The 18,866-nt window shown below is 64.4% G+C and carries 20 protein-coding genes and 1 tRNA gene; 8 read left to right on the forward strand and 13 right to left on the reverse strand.

Features of this window, described 5'->3' with window-relative positions; all coding sequences use genetic code 11:
- Positions 1-28: 28 nt before the first annotated feature.
- Positions 29-496, forward strand: a complete 468-nt coding sequence (locus ACZY1I_RS11390) for a VOC family protein (RefSeq protein WP_463754502.1) — start codon at positions 29-31, stop codon at positions 494-496.
- 33 nt (positions 497-529) lie between these two features.
- On the opposite strand, the gene ACZY1I_RS11395 is transcribed toward ACZY1I_RS11390, so the two are convergent.
- The 9 genes from ACZY1I_RS11395 to ACZY1I_RS11435 all read right to left on the reverse strand — a co-directional run bounded on the left by ACZY1I_RS11395 (position 530) and on the right by ACZY1I_RS11435 (position 9,180).
- On the reverse strand, positions 530-1,462 hold the full coding sequence (locus tag ACZY1I_RS11395; protein ID WP_463754503.1) for a LysR family transcriptional regulator: 933 nt from the start codon (positions 1,460-1,462) through the stop codon (positions 530-532).
- A gap of 57 nt (positions 1,463-1,519) precedes the next feature.
- Entirely contained in the window at positions 1,520-1,984 is a 465-nt protein-coding gene (locus tag ACZY1I_RS11400) for a hypothetical protein (RefSeq protein ID WP_463754504.1), read from the reverse strand.
- Positions 1,985-2,085: 101 nt separating this feature from the next.
- The gene (locus tag ACZY1I_RS11405; RefSeq protein ID WP_463754505.1) at positions 2,086-2,430 is read right to left on the reverse strand and encodes a metal-dependent hydrolase; all 345 of its coding nucleotides are present in this window, start codon (positions 2,428-2,430) and stop codon (positions 2,086-2,088) included.
- Positions 2,431-2,485: 55 nt separating this feature from the next.
- Positions 2,486-3,817 (reverse strand): UDP-glucose dehydrogenase family protein, encoded by a 1,332-nt coding sequence (locus ACZY1I_RS11410; RefSeq protein ID WP_463754506.1) that lies wholly within the window; start codon positions 3,815-3,817, stop codon positions 2,486-2,488.
- Between the two features lie 87 nt (positions 3,818-3,904).
- On the reverse strand, positions 3,905-5,341 hold the full coding sequence (locus tag ACZY1I_RS11415; protein WP_463755088.1) for a DUF7159 family protein: 1,437 nt from the start codon (positions 5,339-5,341) through the stop codon (positions 3,905-3,907).
- A 168-nt stretch (positions 5,342-5,509) separates the two neighbouring features.
- Positions 5,510-7,252 (reverse strand): DUF7159 family protein, encoded by a 1,743-nt coding sequence (locus ACZY1I_RS11420; RefSeq protein WP_463754507.1) that lies wholly within the window; start codon positions 7,250-7,252, stop codon positions 5,510-5,512.
- A 96-nt stretch (positions 7,253-7,348) separates the two neighbouring features.
- Positions 7,349-7,921 (reverse strand): dCTP deaminase, encoded by a 573-nt coding sequence (dcd, locus tag ACZY1I_RS11425; RefSeq protein ID WP_463754508.1) that lies wholly within the window; start codon positions 7,919-7,921, stop codon positions 7,349-7,351.
- Between the two features lie 46 nt (positions 7,922-7,967).
- Positions 7,968-8,639: a hypothetical protein gene (locus ACZY1I_RS11430; protein WP_463754509.1), complete on the reverse strand. Its 672-nt coding sequence runs from the start codon at positions 8,637-8,639 to the stop codon at positions 7,968-7,970.
- Positions 8,640-8,769: 130 nt separating this feature from the next.
- On the reverse strand, positions 8,770-9,180 hold the full coding sequence (locus ACZY1I_RS11435; RefSeq protein ID WP_463754510.1) for an SRPBCC family protein: 411 nt from the start codon (positions 9,178-9,180) through the stop codon (positions 8,770-8,772).
- 4 nt (positions 9,181-9,184) lie between these two features.
- Between ACZY1I_RS11435 and ACZY1I_RS11440 the strand changes: the two genes are divergently transcribed.
- Positions 9,185-9,258: transfer RNA gene (locus tag ACZY1I_RS11440), tRNA-Gly, on the forward strand.
- 12 nt (positions 9,259-9,270) lie between these two features.
- Here ACZY1I_RS11440 and ACZY1I_RS11445 read toward each other — a convergent pair.
- A complete protein-coding gene (locus ACZY1I_RS11445; RefSeq protein WP_463754511.1) occupies positions 9,271-9,756 on the reverse strand; it encodes a DUF456 domain-containing protein in 486 nt (161 codons plus the stop codon).
- A 58-nt stretch (positions 9,757-9,814) separates the two neighbouring features.
- On the opposite strand from ACZY1I_RS11445, the gene ACZY1I_RS11450 reads away from it, so the two are divergent.
- Complete coding sequence (locus tag ACZY1I_RS11450) at positions 9,815-10,639, forward strand: endonuclease/exonuclease/phosphatase family protein (RefSeq protein ID WP_463754512.1); 825 nt, start codon at positions 9,815-9,817, stop codon at positions 10,637-10,639.
- Positions 10,640-10,732: 93 nt separating this feature from the next.
- Positions 10,733-13,312 (forward strand): flavin-containing monooxygenase, encoded by a 2,580-nt coding sequence (locus ACZY1I_RS11455; RefSeq protein WP_463754513.1) that lies wholly within the window; start codon positions 10,733-10,735, stop codon positions 13,310-13,312.
- Between the two features lie 15 nt (positions 13,313-13,327).
- On the opposite strand, the gene ACZY1I_RS11460 is transcribed toward ACZY1I_RS11455, so the two are convergent.
- Both ACZY1I_RS11460 and ACZY1I_RS11465 read right to left on the reverse strand, forming a co-directional pair.
- Positions 13,328-13,804, reverse strand: a complete 477-nt coding sequence (locus ACZY1I_RS11460) for a DUF3237 domain-containing protein (protein WP_463754514.1) — start codon at positions 13,802-13,804, stop codon at positions 13,328-13,330.
- A 12-nt stretch (positions 13,805-13,816) separates the two neighbouring features.
- Positions 13,817-14,557 carry a maleylpyruvate isomerase family mycothiol-dependent enzyme gene (locus tag ACZY1I_RS11465; RefSeq protein ID WP_463754515.1) on the reverse strand — a complete coding sequence of 247 codons (741 nt, stop codon included), beginning with the start codon at positions 14,555-14,557 and terminating at the stop codon, positions 13,817-13,819.
- A 98-nt stretch (positions 14,558-14,655) separates the two neighbouring features.
- Between ACZY1I_RS11465 and ACZY1I_RS11470 the strand changes: the two genes are divergently transcribed.
- Entirely contained in the window at positions 14,656-15,282 is a 627-nt protein-coding gene (locus tag ACZY1I_RS11470) for a winged helix-turn-helix transcriptional regulator (RefSeq protein ID WP_463754516.1), read from the forward strand.
- Here the strand turns inward: ACZY1I_RS11470 and ACZY1I_RS11475 are convergent.
- Positions 15,279-15,860: a TetR/AcrR family transcriptional regulator gene (locus ACZY1I_RS11475; protein ID WP_463754517.1), complete on the reverse strand. Its 582-nt coding sequence runs from the start codon at positions 15,858-15,860 to the stop codon at positions 15,279-15,281. The genes ACZY1I_RS11470 and ACZY1I_RS11475 overlap by 4 nt on opposite strands.
- 134 nt (positions 15,861-15,994) lie before the next feature.
- Here ACZY1I_RS11475 and ACZY1I_RS11480 point away from each other — a divergent pair, with 134 nt between their 5' ends.
- From ACZY1I_RS11480 to ACZY1I_RS11490, 3 genes are read left to right on the forward strand one after another with little or no spacing between them, the layout of a single operon-like run.
- Positions 15,995-17,086, forward strand: a complete 1,092-nt coding sequence (locus tag ACZY1I_RS11480) for an alkene reductase (RefSeq protein WP_463754518.1) — start codon at positions 15,995-15,997, stop codon at positions 17,084-17,086.
- Positions 17,083-17,505, forward strand: coding sequence for a nitroreductase family deazaflavin-dependent oxidoreductase (locus tag ACZY1I_RS11485; protein WP_463754519.1), 423 nt, complete (start codon positions 17,083-17,085; stop codon positions 17,503-17,505). The genes ACZY1I_RS11480 and ACZY1I_RS11485 overlap by 4 nt, the downstream gene beginning before the upstream one ends.
- Positions 17,502-18,863, forward strand: a complete 1,362-nt coding sequence (locus ACZY1I_RS11490) for an FAD-binding oxidoreductase (RefSeq protein WP_463754520.1) — start codon at positions 17,502-17,504, stop codon at positions 18,861-18,863. The genes ACZY1I_RS11485 and ACZY1I_RS11490 overlap by 4 nt, the downstream gene beginning before the upstream one ends.
- The last annotated feature ends 3 nt before the right edge of the window (positions 18,864-18,866 follow it).

An 18,866-nucleotide genomic window follows, 5' to 3' on the forward strand; every position in this document is an offset into this window, starting at 1 on the left:
ACCGGATACGACAATTGGAGAATCAAAAATGGCTCAGTTGACCGAAACCCGATGGACGCACGTGGCGCTACCGGTCAGCGACCTGGATCGGTCCATTGCGTTCTACGAGTCGGTGACTCCACTGGTGCTGGTCCGCAAGAACGAGGATGCGCTCGGCCGGGGTGCTTGGTTGTCGCATGAAGGCCAAGTTGATCCGCCATTCGTGTTGGTGCTGGCCGAATTCGGGCCTGACCTCGCCGGTAGGTTCGACATCGAACCCGGTGTGAGAATTCCGATTCTGCGTCGGTTCGGCCATCTGGGCATCGAGGTGCCGCACCGCAAGGACGTCGATGCTGCCGCAGCACGAGGTCGCGACATGCACGGCCTCGCCTGGGAGCCAATGGATATGGGCGCATACATCGGCTACACATGCGCGATCAAGGACCCGGACGGCAACACCATCGAGTTTGCGCACAACCAATTGGTCTATGACACCATCCAAGATCTCTGGGGCTGAACGCTTTTCAGCGTCCGTTACCGACTGAGACCGTCACGGGCTGTCGATTGTTGCCGGCGGTGCCGACACCGCTGCCCGGACGCGGTCACGGAGCCAGAGGTGTTCTGGGTCGGTGTGGCTGCGGTGGTGCCAGGATTGCTCGATGATCAGATCGGGGAGTGGGACAGGACTCGGCCAGGTTTTCAGATCGGTTCCGCGCATCTCCCGGGTCAAACCCTCAGGTCCGAGGCAGATGAGGTCGCCGCGGCGCACCATCGCGAAGGCTGCGGCGAACCCCGGCGCGGTGGCGACCACCTCGCGCTGACGTCCCGCTTCGGCCAGTGCGGCGTCAGCGACGTCTTGCCACGAAGACCATGGTACCCGGTTCACGTGCGGGTGCACGGCCAGGTCGTCGACTGTGGGTTTACGGCGGCGACAAGCACGCGCGAACGCACCGTCGGCACGAGCGACAATCATGACGGCATCGACCATCAAGGTCTCGCGGTGCAGCGTTTCACGTTCTGCCGCAATGGGACTGCCCAGGTTCAAATCAATCAGACCGTCCCGCAGCGCGGTGGCAGCACCCTCGGCATCGCCCACCAGATTCAGTCGCACCAGGGGCGCCCTGCGGCGGATCTCGTCGAGCAGTGCCGGTCCGAACCCGCCGGCATTGTCTGGGCCGACGCGAATCGTGAAGGCCCGATCCAGCGTCGCTTCCAACTCCCGGTCCGTTGGCGCCGGGATCGGACTGAGGACGTCGTACACCTCGGCAAGCACGTCATGGGCGCGTTCCCGCAACCGCAACGCAGTTGGTGTCGGGACCAGATTTCGTCCGGCCCGAACCAACAAGGGATCGCCCGTCAGCGTGCGCAACCGGCCCAGACTTCGACTGACCGCAGGCGGCGACAAATGCAGACGACGCGCAGCCCCGACGACACTCCCCTCCTGCAGCAAGGCATCCAGAGCCACGAGGAGATTGAGATCCACCGATTGCACAGAACGCAACCTATCGGTAACGAGATACGGCGCCAATCCCCGACCGGGTCAGACAGAAACGCCGTAGTAGTGCGCCATGTCTTCACCCGCGGCATGGCTGTCCATCCACGTGTGGAACCAGGCCGGTACCGCGACGTCGGCGGGATGATGCGTCGGCCATTGCGACCGTGCCAGTCCCGCAACGAGTTTGAGCAATCGCCAGCCCGAGATGTCCCGGAATGCGGTCGAGTATCCGGGGTTGAAGAACTTCTTGACGACGGGGAGATGCTGCCGCAACTCGATGGTCCACATCGCGACGGTCGCTGCCTCAGCCGGCACGCCGATGTCGCCCGCCGGAACTGCGTCCCGGATGCCGTCGGCGATCAGGGTCGCCACCTCACTGACGTGACTCATGGACGTTCGCAGCGCACGTAGCCGGTACCACCTGCTCCCGACCACACCGTCGAAAATCAGATCGGCGGAGCTGCGATGTTCGATCTCTTCGATGTAATGCCACAGGAATAGCGATGCCACCCGGCAATCACCTTCTTACAGCAGATCTCGCTTCTCGATCATGAAGGTGAACAGCGGCGGAAAGGTGGCTTCCAGACTGGCGATGTAGGCCAGATGGAAGTTCAGCGGCCTGTCCGCATAGAGGTCTTCGTAGGACGCGATGACCCGGGGTCAAGCGTTTCTTGCAATCCGGGGTACTGCGCGATGAGCGAATTGACGTGCTTTCGGTGAGCCGCGGAATGCTGGGCCTCCTGGGCCAGGAACACCTCGGCCTGCGCTCTTAGGTCCGAGTCCTCGATGACCTTCAGCGCATCTTTGACCACCAACACGATGTATCGCTCGAAACCGACTGCAAAGAAGGAGATTACGTTCGACATCAGCGCGGAAGCCGGATTGGTGGAGTTCCACCGAAACGGAATCGAAGCGTCGATGTCGAAACGCATCTTGCGAAACGTCACATCGGCCACAAGGCCTATCGTATGAATCGACTGGACATGCAGTCAATAGTGTCCAGTCAAATTGTCAGCGTCCGGGTCGCCGAGCCCCCAATCGGAACACCCGCCAGCCGGCCTCTTCCCAGCGGCCAACATCGAGGCAGTTGCGGCCGTCGACGATGACACGGGCCCGGACCCGGCCGGCCAAGTCCTCCGGCTTGAGTTCGACGAACTCCTGCCACTCGGTCAGCACCAGCACCGCATCCGCACGCTCACACGCCTCCTTGACCGAAACCGCGTAGTTCAGTGTGGGGAACAGTCGGTTGGCGTTGTCCAGGGCCTTCGGGTCGTACACGTTGACCGCGGCACCGTTGAGCTGCAACTGGCCGGCGACATTGAGCGCGGGCGAGTCACGCACATCGTCCGATTCGGGCTTGAAGGCGGCCCCGAGGACCGCGATGTTTGCGCCCAGCAGGGAACCACCGCACGCGGCGGTGGCCAGTTCGACCATCTTGGTCCGCCGACGCATGTTGATGCTGTCAACCTCACGCAGGAAGGTCAGTGCCTGGTCGGCACCCAGTTCGCCGGCACGTGCCATGAAGGCGCGGATGTCCTTGGGTAGGCAGCCGCCGCCGAAACCCAAACCGGCATTGAGGAATTGGCGTCCGATGCGGGGGTCGTAGCCGAGTGCGTCGGCCAACAGGCTGACGTCGGCGTTGGCCGCCTCGCATACTTCTGAAATCGCGTTGATGAACGAGATCTTAGTTGCCAGAAAAGCATTCGCAGAGACCTTGACCAATTCCGCCGTCTGCAGGTCGGTTACCAGCAATGGCACACCGTCGTCGAGCAGCGGCCCGTACAACTCGCGCACGGCGGCCTCGGCACGAGCTGAATTGTGCTGCAAGCCAAGCACAATCCGGTCCGGGTGCAAGGTGTCGTGCACGGCGTAGCCCTCGCGCAGGAACTCCGGGTTCCAGGCGATCTCGACATCGACACCCTTGGGAGCCAAAGCAGCGGCCCGGTGGCCCAGTTCGGCTGCGGTGCCCACCGGCACCGTTGACTTGCCGACGAGGACGGATGCCCTGGTCAGCCGCGGCACCAGCGCATCGATGACGGCGTGTACATGCCGCACATCGGCGCCGTACTCGCCCTTCTTCTGCGGTGTTCCAACGCCGAGGAAGTGTACGTCGGCGAAGTCGGCCGCCATGTCGTAGTCGGTAGTGAAATGCAATCTTCCGGCAGCGAGGTTGGCAGTCAACAACTTTCGCAGGCCCGGCTCATAAAAAGGGATGTCGCCGCCGGCGAGCTTGGCAACCTTGCCCGGGTCGATGTCGACCCCAACTACTTCGTGTCCCAGCTCCGCCATTCCGACGGCATGAGTGGCACCGAGGTACCCGGTGCCGAATACGGTGCATCGCATACCACCGTGTGTAGAAGGCCGCGATGAGCGGACACCATCGCGACACTGAACAGCAGGTGACGGCTACCCGGCGAAATCAAATGCCGGTCAGATGCCCGGGATACCAGGAATATTGAACCCGCCGCGGCCACCACCGCCGCCGGGGCCCTTACCAGGGCCTCTACCGCCGCCCGGGCCCCTGCCACCGCCGTTACCAGGCGCCTTCGGGCCTGGGAACTGGCCGGCGCCCGGGGGCTTGCCCCCGCCCCGACCGGGCTGATCAAAGGGAAATTGCGGCGTGAGGATCGGCGGTATCAACGGGATCGGGATGGGAACGGGAACCGGAGCCACTGGCGCCGGAGCTGGTAATGCGGGCACCGGAGCCACTGGCGCCGGGGCCGGCGCATCCGGCAGCGGCGCGGGGGCCTGAGGTACCTGTACCGGCACGTCGGGCACCTGCGCGGGTGCCTGCTGAACGGGAACCTGTTCAGGAGCCGGTGCCTGCGCCGGAACTTGCTCAGGCGCGGGCGCTTGCTCTGGGACTGGTGCGGGTGCCTGTGGCGCCGGGGCCTGTTGGCTGGGTGCGACGACGGCCTGGCCGGGTTCGGGCCGGGTAGCTGGGTTGCTGCGAATGCTGACAGCGAGCGAGACGACCAGCGACGCCAGGCCGATGATGAAGACAGATGCCAAAATGCTGCCGAGCAGCGCAAACGGCTTGCGATCGTCGTGGTCTTCTTCGACGGCGCTGTAGGCCAGGGCGCCGGACTCGACGTTCTCGAAGTAGCCGGGATCGAGCCCATACCGCTGGTGGGCTCCGGTGCCGAGGTCCTGCGCGTACGCCTGCGCAGTAGTGGGGGCGGCCAGTAGTGGCGCATTCGCCGAAGCCAGTGCGGCTCCCAGTGCGAGCGCGGTCTCCGGCTCCTCGGGCATGGTCACCGGAAGAACGGTTGCCGCCTCGAGCGTCGGTTTGATCATCGGAACGTCGACACCGGAGCCGACTACAAACACCGCGTCCGGCTGCGCCGACAGCTGCTCGGCACCCGAGACCAGTTCGGCCAGCCGAGCGACCGCGGCGTCGTCGTCATCGGGAAGCGGTTGGCGGTGAATGTCGGTGATTGATCCATCGGCACTGTCCACGACCGCGAGGGTTGCGGTATCGGGCTCGATGAACAGCAGCGCGGTTTGCGCGTGATGGGTCTCGTTGCCTGCCGAGTGGGCTAGCGCGGCCGCGGCCAGGAAAGCCGAGACCAGCATGACGTTCTCAACTTTGCGGTGCGCCAACGCGTCGCGGAGCGCGTCAGCCTGTTCAGGGTCTCGCCAGGTGACGCCCGTCGACGCCAATTGGTAGCCGCCTTCGGCCGCACCCTCCCGAGTTCCCAGAATCGCCGAGATCACCTGCTCGGCTGCGCTGTAGCTGCCCGAATCCGGGTCGTCGTCGACGTCGAACTTCTCTTCCTCAACCAGTGCGCCGTCGCCGTTTTCGCCCTCTACCAGCACCATCCGGACTCCCGTTGGTGCCATCGACACACCAAGAACGGTGTCCACCACTCCCCCAATCGACAAGCCGGATCCCCCGACCCGTACTTACCAAGGTACCCACGGCGGGGACAGCTCTATCTTTGAGTTTGCTGTGTCACACCCGCAGCATTGACTCTGCGGTGACGGCGCTAGGTTCTCGCGATTTCGCGCCGTAGACGCAGAGTCAACGCCGAACTAGTGGTGACCGTGGCCACCGCCGCCACCGCCGAAGCCGCCGTGCCCGCCACCGCCGAAGCCGCCGCCGGGACCACCGCCGCCGAACGGGCCGTGCCCGCCGCCACCGCCGAAGCCGCCGCCGCCACCGCCGAAGCCGGGCCCGCCACCGCCGAATGGTCCGTGGCCACCGCCACCACCAGGGCCGTTGCCGCCGAACGGACCGTGGCCGCCCGGCATACCTCCACCGCCTGGGCCTGGCCCACCGCCGAACGGGCCTTGGGCACCCGGGCCGCCACCTCCGAAGAGACCGTTACCACCGAACGGTCCGCCGCCGAAGGGGCCGTGACCGCCTGGCTCATTGCCCCCGCCGGGTCCGCCTGGTCCAACGCCGGGGATGCCCCCGCCGCCCGGACCACCTCTACCGGGGCCCTGACCGAACGGGCCCCGACCCGGATTCGGCGACGGACCGAGCTCAGAAGGAGCCTGGATGACAGGAGCCTGCGGCACCGGCGCGCGCGGTACCGGCAGCTGCGGTTGTTGCCGCGGCACCTGAACCGGAGCCTGGGCAATCGGCGGACGTACCAACGAGCCGGGTCCCGGGGCCTGAATTATGGGCACCAGTGGCGGCGCGACAATCGGTTCGGGCAACCTCGGGGCTGGCAAAGCGGGAACCGGTAGCGCCGGCGCCTGCGGCGCAGGCAGCACGACGGGCGCCTGCTCCGGCAGTTGCTGCGGCGCTATGGCCCTGGGCACCACAGCCGGACCAGGCAAGTTGAGCTTGGGCTGCGGCGCCGCTGCCTCGACGGGCGCGGGTGGTTTCGGTACCAATTCGAGGAAATGGTTCTGGCTGGGCGTGGGCTGCAATGCGACCGTCGGGCGGATGCTGATCGCCAGGGCAACTTCGAGCGCCACCACAGCGACGACGGCGACCACCGCGATTGCGCTCCCGACCAGCAATGCGGGCCGACTCTTTGGGGCCTCGTCGGCATCGTCCGACTCGGCGTAGGCCTCGTCCTCGCCGTCCTCGTCCTCGGCGTCGTCATCCGAGTCCTGCGCGTAGGCGAACGCGGCTGTCGTCGCGGCGAAGAGCGGTGAATGGCCCGACGCCAGTGCCGCGCCCCGGGCGAGCGCCATGTCGGGTTCCTCGGACACGCTGACGGTCAGCGTCGTGGCCGCTTCCAGTGCGGGCTTGATCAACGGCACATCAACGCCGGAGCCGACCACATAGATGCCGTCCGGGCGGGCTTCCATCGTTTCGACATCTGAAACCATCTCGGCCAGTTCGGCGACAGCAGTGTCGTCGTCGTCCGCCAGTGACTGGCGTCGCACGTCGCACAGCGAGCCGTCGGCGGTGTTCACCACGGCCAGCGTCGCGTTGTCGGGCTCGATGAATAACACGCCGGTCCGCTCGTAACCGACAGCGCCACCGACCGCCTGACCCAACGCAACGGCCGCCAAGAACGCCGAGACCAACATGACGTTCTCGACCTTGCGCGCGGCCAGCGCGTCGCGCAGCGCTGCCGCCTGCACTTGATCCGTCCAGCTGACACCGATCGAGGACAGCCGGAGGCCAGCGTCAGCCGCGCCTTCACGAGTGCCGAGGATCGCCGAAATTACCTGGTCAGACGCGCTCAGAGCCGCAGCGTCGCGGGCGAGACGAAAACTGTCTTCTTCGACGATGAGGCCTTCAGCGTCTTCGCCCTCGACCAACGCTATGCGGACAGCCGTCGGCGCCATTGAAACTCCGAGTACGACGTCCAAAACCCCTCCCAAGGTTTTGCAACCAGCCACAAGTTCTGCGGAGGGAACACGGCGTGATCGCCAGATTTGATTGTGGCCCCAAAAGCTATGCGGCGGCTAGGTAGACCTTATGAAATTCTGGTACGACCGCGACGGTGTCGGGCCCCGCTGGCCCTGATATTTCGAGCCTACCTGCGAACTGCCATACGGATGTTCGGACGGACTGGTCAGCCGCAAGATGCAGAGCTGCCCGATTTTCATGCCGGGCCACAGGGTGATCGGCAGGTTGGCGACGTTGGAGAGTTCCAGCGTGATGTGACCGCTGAAGCCCGGGTCGATGAATCCAGCGGTGGAGTGCGTCAACAGTCCCAGTCGGCCCAGCGACGACTTGCCCTCCAGCCGTCCCGCCAAGTCTTCGGGCAGCGTGCACACCTCGAGTGTGGAGCCGAGCACGAATTCGCCCGGGTGCAGGACGAACGGTTCGCCGTCTTCGGGTTCCACCAGGCTGGTCAGCTCGTCCTGCTGCTTGGCAGGATCGATGTGGGTGTAGCGGGTGTTATTGAAAACCCTGAACAGCGAGTCGAGCCGAACGTCGATGCTGGACGGCTGGACCAGGGTGTCGTCGAACGGATCGAGGCCCAGTCGACCTGCGGCGATTTCGGCCCGGAGGTCGCGATCGGATAGCAGCACCCGACGAGCGTAGCTGTCGGCGCGGGGCCGGCTTTGTCGCCTGGGCTCAGCGAACGTAGATCTCGTTGCCAGTGGGGTAGCCACCACCGGTGGTCGTGACGTGGACGTGGTCGTAGTGTCCGTATCCGCCGGATTGAGCACCGCCGCCAGGGGTGTAGTAAGTGCCGCGCCAGATGGCGTCCTGGATGCCAAACCGGTCGGCGTTCCCCAAGACGAACGTGACGATGGCGTTGCCCAATTCGATGCCGGCGGCAGAACCCGGGTCCGGAATCATCACGTCGAGCGCCAGACCATTGGGATGCCACCGCAGCGCATCGGGCCGCACGCCACCGATCTGGTGGATTTCAGGGAACAACGCACTGATGCTGCGTGACACCAAGATGGTGTTGACCTGCAGGCCCTGTTCGAGCGCCACCCCAGCGGGCAAGGCAAGGCTGCCACGATCGGCCCGTGATCGGTCGGCGCGCGACCGCGTTTCCGGGGCAAGCTCTTGGATGTCGAACCTCATTTGCGAGGTGTCGATCTTGGCGGCCACCGCTGCGGCCGCGATCTGAATGCAGCACGAGGACATATCGGTGACGGCGGGCTTGGTAACTTCGCGTGCGGCGACTGGATTGACGTCTGCTCCCACCGCGAAGTACACGGCGACCGACGCGATGCCTGCTGCCAGGACAGTAGGCGATTTCCGCCGCTTCCTAGCTAACTCGTGTCTGCCCACGAATGGTCACAATAGAGGGTTATTCATGATAACGAAAGGGTAAACACTGTTATTCAACATGTGAATTACATATTCGCACCCGAATAGGGGGGATAACTACAGGCGTGTAATTTAGCTCGGGCGCTACCGATCAGTCGACGAGCCAATTCGATAGCTCCTCGAGCATCTGCCGCGCATCACCCCGCCAGAACCAGCCGAACGCCGGCATTACCGCTGCCGCTGGTCGGGAACGCGGAAAAATGTTGTAGCGCCACGTGATTCGGGTGCCGGTCCCCGCGGGATGGAACAGGAATTCACCGTCGATGCTGGTCAGCAAGGCGGTCAGCGGGCCCTTGAAGTCGGTGATTCGGTAGACCCAGGAGTGCGGTTCATCGACGCTGACCACGGCCTCCCTGATGCTGCCGCAGTCGGCCAGTTCAAGCACCCTGGTCTGGCCCACGGTTCCGGTCCAGTGAGTTCCATCACGGCCACTCACTCGACGGATCGGCGGGATCGGCCCGTGCCATGTCCACCGGGGGCCGGTGCTAGCCTTCTTGGGCAACTGTGCCGATGTAGTTCAATGGCAGAACATCAGCTTCCCAAGCTGAATACGCGGGTTCGATTCCCGTCATCGGCTCCACGAAATTGCACTTCAGTGGGTTAGAAACACCCCGGCCACCCATACGGCGGTAGCGAGCAGTGCGGCAGCCAACTCGACACCCATCGACAACGCGACACCTTTCACGGCGTGCTTCGTCGAGGTCCATGCCAGCCGCTGGTCTCCGCGCGCGGCCAGCTCCGCCAGGTAGACACCCAGCACGAAGCCGATCAACAGGCCGATCACCGGAATTACGAAGAAGCCAATGATGCCCGCAACCGCGCCCGCTGCCAGACTCAGCTTGCGCACGTCGGCGGCCCGCATCCGCTTCATGGGCCACGTGTATTTGATGAATGTCGCCACACCGAGCAGCGCGGCCACCACGCCGAGCGTCACCCATGCGGTGATGTTGTTCTCGACGACGGCCCACACCACGATCGCGGCGAACACCAGCAGCGTGCCGGGCAATAGCGGCACCACGATGCCGATGATTCCGACGGCGATCGCGAGTGCCACGAGGACGATGCCGGCAGCACTCATGTTCTCAACGTATCTCTACTGGCCGCGACCCGGAGGTCGTGCCGCATAGCATCGAGGTGTGACGTCCCCAGATCAGGACGATGTGCTGACGGTGCTGACGTTAAACATTTGGGGCGATCACCTTTGGGAGGAGCGTAAGCACGCGCTCGTCGACTGGTTCACCGAGATTCGCCCTGATGTGGTCGCGTTGCAGGAGGTGACTCGGTCACCGGAGTTGTGTGAGGCGACGTGGCTGGCCGAGCAGACCGGCATGGACGCGGTGTTCGCCGCGGCGTACGTCCGCTCCGGCCGCAGCGATTTCGGCAACGCAGTCCTGAGCCGCTGGCCGATCGTCGACTCGCGGTCGCTCCAGCTGACCCTGGCGGGAGCCTCAAATATCGAGCCTCGCGGCGCGCTGACCGTCGATGTCCGCGTTCACAACCGTGTCGTGTCGGTCACCTCAACCCACTTGTCTTATCGGTTCGACGAGGGCTGGGTGCGCGAGGCGCAGGTCCGTCAGCTCGCCGATTTCGTCGGGAGCGGCTCTGGCGACTTCCCCCCGATTCTTTGTGGCGACTTCAACGCCGTCCCGGGATCCAACGAGGTGCTATTCATCGGCGGCCGGCATGCATTGGGCGGTAACAGTTTTCACCTGGTCGACGCCTTCGAGGCGATCCATCCTGGTGAGCTTGGCTTCACCTGGAACAACACCAACCCGTACACGGCGCAGGACCCGACACCGGATCAGCGCATCGACTACGTCTTCGTAGGCGTGCCAACCGCTGACGGCGCGGGCAAGGTGCTCGACGCGGCCGTCGTGTGCAACGCGCCGCGCCGCGGTGTCTGGCCCAGCGATCATTTCGGTGTCGTCGCCCAATTGGCGTGCCCTGGCCCTGGGCAGTAATCGGGCCGAACCATTTTGTGGGTTCCCTCGCGTTCGCCGGCCGTCACGAAAATTCGTCTACCGAAACGTGCGTAGGTGGCCGATGATTACGACATGAGTGACCCCCATCACACCGATGTTGTGGTCGTGGGCGCAGGCCTCGCTGGACTCTACTGCGCGTATCGCCTGCGCTCCGCCGACATTTCAATGCGCATATTGGAGGCCGGCGACGACATCGGCGGCACATGGCACTGGAACCGCTACCCCGGTGCACGCGTCGACATACCCAGCCTCGATTACATGTTCAGCTTCGACCCGCAGTGGTCCCACGATTGGCAGTGGTCGGAAAAGTACGCCACGCAACCTGAGATCCTGCGTTACCTGAACCACGTCGCCGACAAACACGGGCTTCGTCGCGACATCCAATTCCGCACCCGGGTCACCCATGCGCATTGGGACGACAACCCGTCGATGTACCGAGTGCGCACCGATGGCGGCGACGAAGTGACGTGCCGCTACCTGGTGATGGCGACGGGTTGCCTCTCGATGCCCAAAGATCTCGACATCCAGGGCGTCGAAAACTTCACCGGCGAGGTGTATTTCACCAGTCGCTGGCCGCACGAACTCGTCGACTTCACCGGTAAACGGGTCGGTGTGGTGGGGACGGGATCCTCGGGAATCCAATCGATCCCCCTGATCGCCGCGCAGGCGTCAGAGTTGACTGTTTTCCAACGCACGCCGTGCTTTTCGATCCCCGCCCATAATGGTCCGATCTCGCCGGACAGGCTCGCGGAACTCACCGACGACAGCGCCTACCGGCACGCGGCGAAATACTCATTCGGCGGGGTGCCACTGGAGCGCACGATCACTCCGTCGTGCTCGGTGCCAGCCGAGGAACGCCAGCAGCGATACGAACGGGCTTGGCAGCGGGGCGAATTGCTCGAGGTGCTCAATCTCTACGCCGATACCATGAGCAATCCGGTGGCCAACACCGAGTTCGCGGAATTCATCCGGGGCAAGATCCGCGGGATAGTGCACGATCCACAGACCGCGGAAGCGCTGTGCCCCACCAGCTATCCGGTCGGCGCGAAGCGGCTATGCCTGGACACCAATTACTACGCCACGTTCAATCTGCCCCATGTCCGACTGGTTGACTTGCAGAAACAGCCGTTGCTGGGCGTCAACGAGACCGGAATCGACACGGCCGGGGAGTCTTTCGAGTTCGACGCGATCGTTTTCGCTACCGGCTTCGACGCGATCACGGGCGCCGTCGCGGCGATTGACGTCGTCGGCCGACACGGGCGCGTGTTGAAAGACAAATGGTCAGATGGCCCATCCACCTATCTCGGCCTTACCACCGAGGGGTTTCCGAACTTCTTTCTCATCGCCGGCCCCCATAGCCCCTCGGTGCTCTCGAACATGGCGGTTTCGATCGAGCAGCACGTCGACTTCGTTGCCGACACACTGACATACCTGCGCGACCACGGCTTCGAACAAATAGAACCCACTGAGATGGCCGAGGCCGGCTGGATGCAGCACGTGGACGACGCGGCATCGATAACGCTTTTCCCACAGGCGAATTCGTGGTACGTGGGCGCCAACGTGCCAGGCAAGCCCCGCACATTCATGGCATACGCTGCCGGCGTCGACTTCTACCGGTTGGCCTGCGAAGAGGTCGTCGCGCGAGACTATCTGGGATTCAAGCTGTCCGGCCATGACCGCTCACACTGCAACGACGGCGTGGTGCGCCGCCTGCAACCGGACGTTCAGATGGTGCTCGAGCAGATGGCACTGCTGAATCTGCCGCCTCTCGAGACGCTGGGGGCCGACGGAGTACGTGCGTTCATGAACGAGGCCAACCTCGCCCGCCCACCGGGTCCGGATGTCGGCGAAATCGTCGACGGAACCCTGCCCGGCGCTGCGGGACCGCTGGCCTACCGCCTCTACCGGCCAGCGAGCCAAGGTCCGCACCCTGTGGTCGTTTATTTCCACGGCGGCGGTTGGGTGATCGGCGACGCTTACTCGGACGATCCGCTGTGCCGCGACCTGTGTGCGCGCAGTGACGCGATCCTGGTGTCCGTCGACTACCGGCATGCCCCGGAGCATCGATTTCCGGCCGCGCTTGACGACGGCTGGGCGGCATTGCAATGGGTCGCCGATCACGCTGAAGAACTCGGCGGGATCTCCGGACGGCTGGCCGTATCCGGGTGGAGTGCGGGCGGCGGCATTGCCGCGGTCTTGTGCCAACTCGCCAGGAATGCGGGTGGGCCCACCATCGTCGGCCAGGCGTTGCTTACTCCCGTCACCGACGGCGACTTGGCCTACGATTCCTTCGTCGAGAACGCCGACGGCTACGGTCTGACCACCCCGCTGATGCAATGGTTTCTGGATCAATACGTCGACCCGGACGTGCGGCATGACCCGCGGATCGCGCCGCTGCGAGCAGCGGATCTGTCGGGCCTGCCGCCTGCGATTGTCGTTGCCGCAGAATTCGATCCGCTGCGCGATCAGGACGTCGCGTATGCCGAAGCGCTTGCCGCAGCAGGGGTTCCGACCGAGCTGGTGCGAGCCCGCGGTCACACCCACTTATCGGTGTCAATGGTCGACGTGGTGGTCTCCGGAGCGCCGATCCGGGCCCAGATCGCCGACGCCCTGAGCGGATTCTTTGCATCCAGCAAAGTCGAGTCCGCGTAGTTGCACGCGGATTTCTCAGCGGACCGCAAAAACCCGGTAGCGGACCTCCGATAGCGACACTTCGTTGATCGCCACCGTGTGGATCCCGTTGATCCAGCGGTAGCGCGGATCGTCGGTATCGAATAGTGGACTCGAGCGGGCAATCATCTGGTCATGGCGGATCAGTTCACCGGCCGCAAACCGATCGGCAGCCTCGCTACCCATCTGGACCCTGCCGGTATTGGTGATGTGAATGTATGCACCGTCGTCGGTCCGCAACGTGCCGCGTACATCGAGGCGCGCAACGCGGTCCGTGCCGAACAGAATCCAGTCGCCGCCGCCGGGCAGGATGTCGCCGGCGATGCGCGGGCCCTCGCAGCGTCCGCGCTTGACGACGTAGGTGAACCGGGTGCCGACCGGCGTAGGGAAGATCTGGACCGGATCGAATTCGATGTGGATGTCGAGCAAATGTTCCAGCGACGGGCGTGCGTCGATATCAACCAGGCTGGCCATGGCCTGTCCTCTCTACAGGGTGCGGATGGCATCACCGAATCGATCGGCGATCCCGGCGGGATCGTCCACAGCAAGACGTTCGTCGGTGATAGCGGCGCGGCGGAGCATCAGGCGGGCGATCATGTCGTCGGAACCGGTTATGCGGCAGCTGATTTCGTTGTGGCCGCCGCCCGCGTTCCAGTGGGCGCCGTCCCAGATGATTGACATGGTCGTCGATTGCGCGACAAGCGTGAAGCTCAGTGGGCGTTCGTCGAGGGGTTCGGCCTGCAGCAGTAGATAGTTCGATCCGAAGCCGAACAACGCCGCCAGGGTGGCCGCACTGAAACCTGCATCGGGATCGGCAACTGCGACTTCGAGGTCGTTGCGATGCACGCCGAACTCAATGGTCAGCATTTGCAGGGCGGGCGCGGCCGGATATCGGCCGAAGGGCAAGGGGATGAGCGGCCACTTCTCCGGGCCGTGGCGTATCGCCGATCGCAAGTGGTCGATGGCCAAGCGGATGCTGTCAGAGGTTCGCGCTGATTCGGCGGACAGGACAAGCTCACCGGGTCCCGAGGCCGTGCCGAATCGAGCCCGATGAAACGCCTCGGCGTCGCGGAAAGCCCCGGTAGCGACATGCGCCGCGAGATCATCGACGCTCCATCGGGCACACGGCGTCGATGCGGTCCGGTGACTCGTCGGCACCGTGTCGAGCAGGTCGGCGAAGGCGCTCGCTTCGACGATCGCGGCATCTGCCAGTTCGAGAAGGCTCATCTCCGTGACGCTACGACTAACACTTGGAAATAACAAGTGGCTGCTTGGATAACAAGATCAGAAAGTTGGATTACTCAAGTGCTTGGTATCATCCCGAGGTGGCCTCGAAGTCGTACGGCCAGCACTGCGCGCTGGCGAAGAGCCTGGATCTGGTCGGCGACCGCTGGACCATGCTCGTGGTGCGGGAACTGCTCGACGGCCCGCGCCGCTACGTCGATCTGCTGAACGGGCTGTCGCCGATTGCCACCGACATGTTGGCCTCACGGCTACGGGATCTTGAGAAGAATGGACTGGTCTCGCGCCGCGATCTACCGCCGCCCGCCGCGGCGAAGGTCTACGAATTGACCGACGAGGGCCGTGCGCTCGAGGACGTGATCAACGCTTTCGCGCGGTGGGGCCGTCGACTCTTGGAAACTCGGGACCCCCAAGACTCGGTGCGCCCCGAGTGGCTTGCCCGGGCGGTGCGCGCGTATGTGCAGCCCGACCGACCCGGAGTGGATGTGGTGCTGCGACTTGTGACACCGGAGGGTTCCACCACGCTGCACATCAGTGAGGACAGCGTCGACACCGTAGCGACCGAACCCGAAGTCACCCTCACAGGATCGGCGGAAACGCTTGCGGCGGCGATGGATTCGATGCAGTTTCAAAGACTGCTTTCGACCGGGGCACTCACAGTCGAGGGAAAGCGCGCTGCGGTGCGCCAACTCGCGAGGGCCTTCGGCTAGCTGCGAGCCCGGATACCCCGGACGAAAACCGCGATATGGCGCCTCGCCGCCGTCGACCAATCTGGACCATGCGGCAGTGGCGTAGCGATCAGCGTTCCGCATACCGCAATGTCGAAGGCCGTCACGTCAGGCTGCAGCGAACCATCGGCCTGCCCTTCAACCAGGAAGTCCTCGATCGCTCGAATAACCTGCCGTCCGGTATCCAGCGATGCGTCGTCGGGAAGTTGCTGGACGCCGCGCAGCGGTAGGGCTACCAACTGATCCGCGAGCTCCAGACAATCGTCGAGATACGCGCCGATCGCGTCCGCACCCGTGAGACCGTCAGCCCTGATCCGCGCGAGCGATTTCAGCAACAAGTCATAGCCGCGTCGTTGCAATTCGGCGAGCAACGCCTCGCGGTCGGGGAATCCCCGATACAGGGTGCCGACGCCGACGCCGGCCGCGTCGGCAATCTCGGTCAGCGGCACGTTGTGACCCCGACTGTTCATCAGGTCGGCCGCGGCCCGAAGGATCTTCTCGCGGTTTTCGACCGCGTCGCGGCGCACCGCCCTGGTTCGGCCCTGGCCGACAACTGGCATCAATCGAGTGTGGCACCCTTCGTTCCTTTCCGGCTTGACGGACGGCGGCGGTGCGGGAATGCTAGTCATAAGCGGAATAATACTTCCACTTAATCCGTTACCGAGATCGGACCAACGATTCGAGGAGCGTGACAATGAGCAGCATCTGGGACCCGATCACTATCGGCCGCATGCGTCTGCCGCAGCGGATCACCATGTCGCCGATGACCCGCAGTCGAGCGCTCGACGACGGCACGCCGTCGCCGCTCGCAGTGCAGTACTACGGGCAACGTGCATCCCTGGGGATGCTGGTGACCGAAGGGACGCAGCCATCGGCAGACGGACAGGGATATCTGAGAACTCCGGGGATTTATACGGAGCAGCACGTCGAGGGTTGGCGCCGGGTTGCCGACGCGGTGCACGACGGGGGTGGCCACCTGGTCATTCAACTGATGCATGTCGGCCGAATGTCACACCCCGACAACACGCCTCATCACCGCATCCCAGTGGCACCGTCGGCCATCGCCCCGGGCGAACGGATGCATACCGCCAATGGCAAGAAACCCATACCCACGCCGCGGGCTCTCACTATCAACGAAATAGAGTCGACCATAGATGATTTCGCCCATGCGGCCGAGATGGCGATCAGCGCCGGGGCAGACGCAGTGGAGATACACGGCGCCAATGGGTATCTGCTGCAACAGTTCCTGGCTCCCAACGCCAACCATCGCACCGACGAATACGGTGGCTCCATCGAGAATCGGTCGCGGCTGACGCTGGCAACGGCGAAGTCGGTCGTCGACCGAATCGGAGCCGACCGCGTCGGCATCCGACTATCGCCGGGCGCCACTCTCGGCGGACTTGACGAAGGCCCAGAGAGCGACGACCTGTACCGATACCTCGTCGCAGAACTGGCCTCACTCGACTTGGCGTTCCTCGATCTCTATTCGTTCGAGGACCACGGGTTGCTGAGCGACATCCGGACGTTGTGGCCCAACCCGCTACTGCTGATCCGCGAGGGCCGCACGATCGACGAGCTTGGCGACGAGGTGCAGGCCGGTCGCGCCGACGTCGCTCCCGTTGCCAAGTGGGCGCTCTCCAACCCCGACTTCATTGCGCGACTGCGACTCTCGGCTCCGCTGAACGATCCGGACCCGACGACCTTCTACGGCGGAGATGCCCGCGGCTACACCGATTACCCCACGCTCGACCAGAACGAGACCGCCGAAACCGAGGAGGCATCATGAGTGACACAGACGAATTCAACCGTCGCAACATCGAAGAGTTTCGGGCCAACCACGGCCGACTAGGCGGACAATTCGAGGGCGCACCAGTTCTTTTGCTGCACAGCAAGGGAGCACGCAGCGGCCAGGAACGGATTAGCCCGATGATGTACCTGGCCGACGGCGACCGATTCCTGGTATTCGCGTCGGCGGCCGGCGCCGACCGCAATCCGGCTTGGTATTGGAATCTTCTCGCTCATCCCAACGTCCACATCGAAGTGGGAGACGACACCATCGACGTCCGTGCCGTCGAATTGCACGGCGACGAGCGCGATGCCAAGTACGCCATTCAGGCCGAGCGGTACCCGGGTTTCGCCGAATACCAGCGCAAGACCACCCGCACGATCCCCGTCCTTTCACTGGTCCGCCGGGAGTCATCATGAGCAAGGTGGCCGCGCGACTGCGTGCCGAGTTGCCTGACGTGGTATTACTGCCTCGCGATGACAAGTACGCGCAGTCGACAAGCCCCGACAACTCAAGCTTTCCGCAGCGGCCGTCCGCCGTCATTCGACCGCGCTCGGCCGAGCAGGTAAGCCAGGCGGTAAGAAGCGTTTCGCGCTCGGGTGCCACGGTCGTCGTCCAAGCAACCGGACACGGCACCGGGGCTCCGATCGACGAAGATCAGTTGATTCTCGACACTTCGGCGCTCACCGGTGTCTCGGTCGACCCGGCGACGCGTCTCGCGCGAATCGAGGGTGGATCGACGTGGCCGGCAGTGCACTCCGCCGCCTACCCACACGGCCTGCTCGGGTTGAGCGGAACGTCGCCAACGGTCGGAGTCGCGGGATACACCTTCGGCGGCGGAATCAGCTGGTTCGTCCGGAAATACGGCCTCGCTTCAGCCGCGCTGCACGCGGTGGAGTACGTCGACGGAACCGGCAGGCTGCGCCGCGCCGCCGAGGACGCGACCGATCCGCTTGATCGCGAAGCGCTCTGGGCATTTCGTGGCGCAGCGCCCGTCGGTGTCGCGACCGCAATCGAGGTCGGCCTGTTCCCTGTACCCGAATTGTGGACGGGCTACCTGCTGTGGCCGGAAAGTGCACTGCCCGAGGTGGTCTCGGCGTGGACCGCCGCAACCGGTTCAGCCAGTCCATCGCTGACCAGCACACTCGGGTTGCTGCAGCTGCCACCCGAAGGTCCGTTCCCCAAGGAACTGCTGGGCAGCGCCGTCGTCCACCTCTCGTACGTATCAACGGACGGCGCAACACACCTCGATTCGATGCGCGACGCGGTGCGCGAAGCGGCCGTACCGGTAGTGGACACCACCGCGCCCGGAGACTTGCAGTCCCTCTCGGCGATTCACCTCGATCCGCCCGCAGCGGTACCTGCGCGCGGAATGGGACGCTGGCTCGGGGCCCGCGCGACCGACGTTGCACGGGCCATGTTCGAGACCGCGAGGATCGGGCGGGCCGACGGATTGAACATGATCGAATTGCGCCACACCGATTCTGCGGCAGATGGTTTCGACGGCGCATTCACCTCGGTTCCGGCGCCGTTCCTGGTGCACGCCGTGGGTGCAGCCGTCGACGATGACGCACGAAGTCGCGTAGACCGGGCCCTCGGTGAGGTCGAAGAAGCCGGTCGAACCGCCGATACCGGTAGGGCGGCGCAGTCTTTCCGTGAGGGGCAACCCGACGTGGCCGACGGCTGGACGTCGTCCGAACTCGCCCGGCTACGCGCCGTCAGGGCCACGCTGGACCCGGACGGTTCACTCGCGTTCCAGCGGCGGCCCGTTGCATAGCTG

The sequence above is a fragment of the Mycobacterium sp. IDUB_37 genome (genome assembly GCF_055419245.1).

Excerpts from the sequence above, each read along its gene's own strand:
- ACZY1I_RS11455 (WP_463754513.1), top strand. The coding sequence starts at position 10,733 with ATGAGTGACCCCCATCACACCGATGTTGTGGTCGTGGGCGCAGGCCTC.
- ACZY1I_RS11465 (WP_463754515.1), bottom strand. The coding sequence starts at position 14,557 with ATGAGCCTTCTCGAACTGGCAGATGCCGCGATCGTCGAAGCGAGCGCC.
- ACZY1I_RS11445 (WP_463754511.1), bottom strand. The coding sequence starts at position 9,756 with ATGAGTGCTGCCGGCATCGTCCTCGTGGCACTCGCGATCGCCGTCGGA.
- ACZY1I_RS11485 (WP_463754519.1), top strand. The coding sequence starts at position 17,083 with ATGAGTGACACAGACGAATTCAACCGTCGCAACATCGAAGAGTTTCGG.
- ACZY1I_RS11490 (WP_463754520.1), top strand. The coding sequence starts at position 17,502 with ATGAGCAAGGTGGCCGCGCGACTGCGTGCCGAGTTGCCTGACGTGGTA.
- ACZY1I_RS11390 (WP_463754502.1), top strand. The coding sequence starts at position 29 with ATGGCTCAGTTGACCGAAACCCGATGGACGCACGTGGCGCTACCGGTC.
- ACZY1I_RS11480 (WP_463754518.1), top strand. The coding sequence starts at position 15,995 with ATGAGCAGCATCTGGGACCCGATCACTATCGGCCGCATGCGTCTGCCG.
- ACZY1I_RS11460 (WP_463754514.1), bottom strand. The coding sequence starts at position 13,804 with ATGGCCAGCCTGGTTGATATCGACGCACGCCCGTCGCTGGAACATTTG.
- ACZY1I_RS11475 (WP_463754517.1), bottom strand. The coding sequence starts at position 15,860 with ATGCCAGTTGTCGGCCAGGGCCGAACCAGGGCGGTGCGCCGCGACGCG.
- ACZY1I_RS11410 (WP_463754506.1), bottom strand. The coding sequence starts at position 3,817 with ATGCGATGCACCGTATTCGGCACCGGGTACCTCGGTGCCACTCATGCC.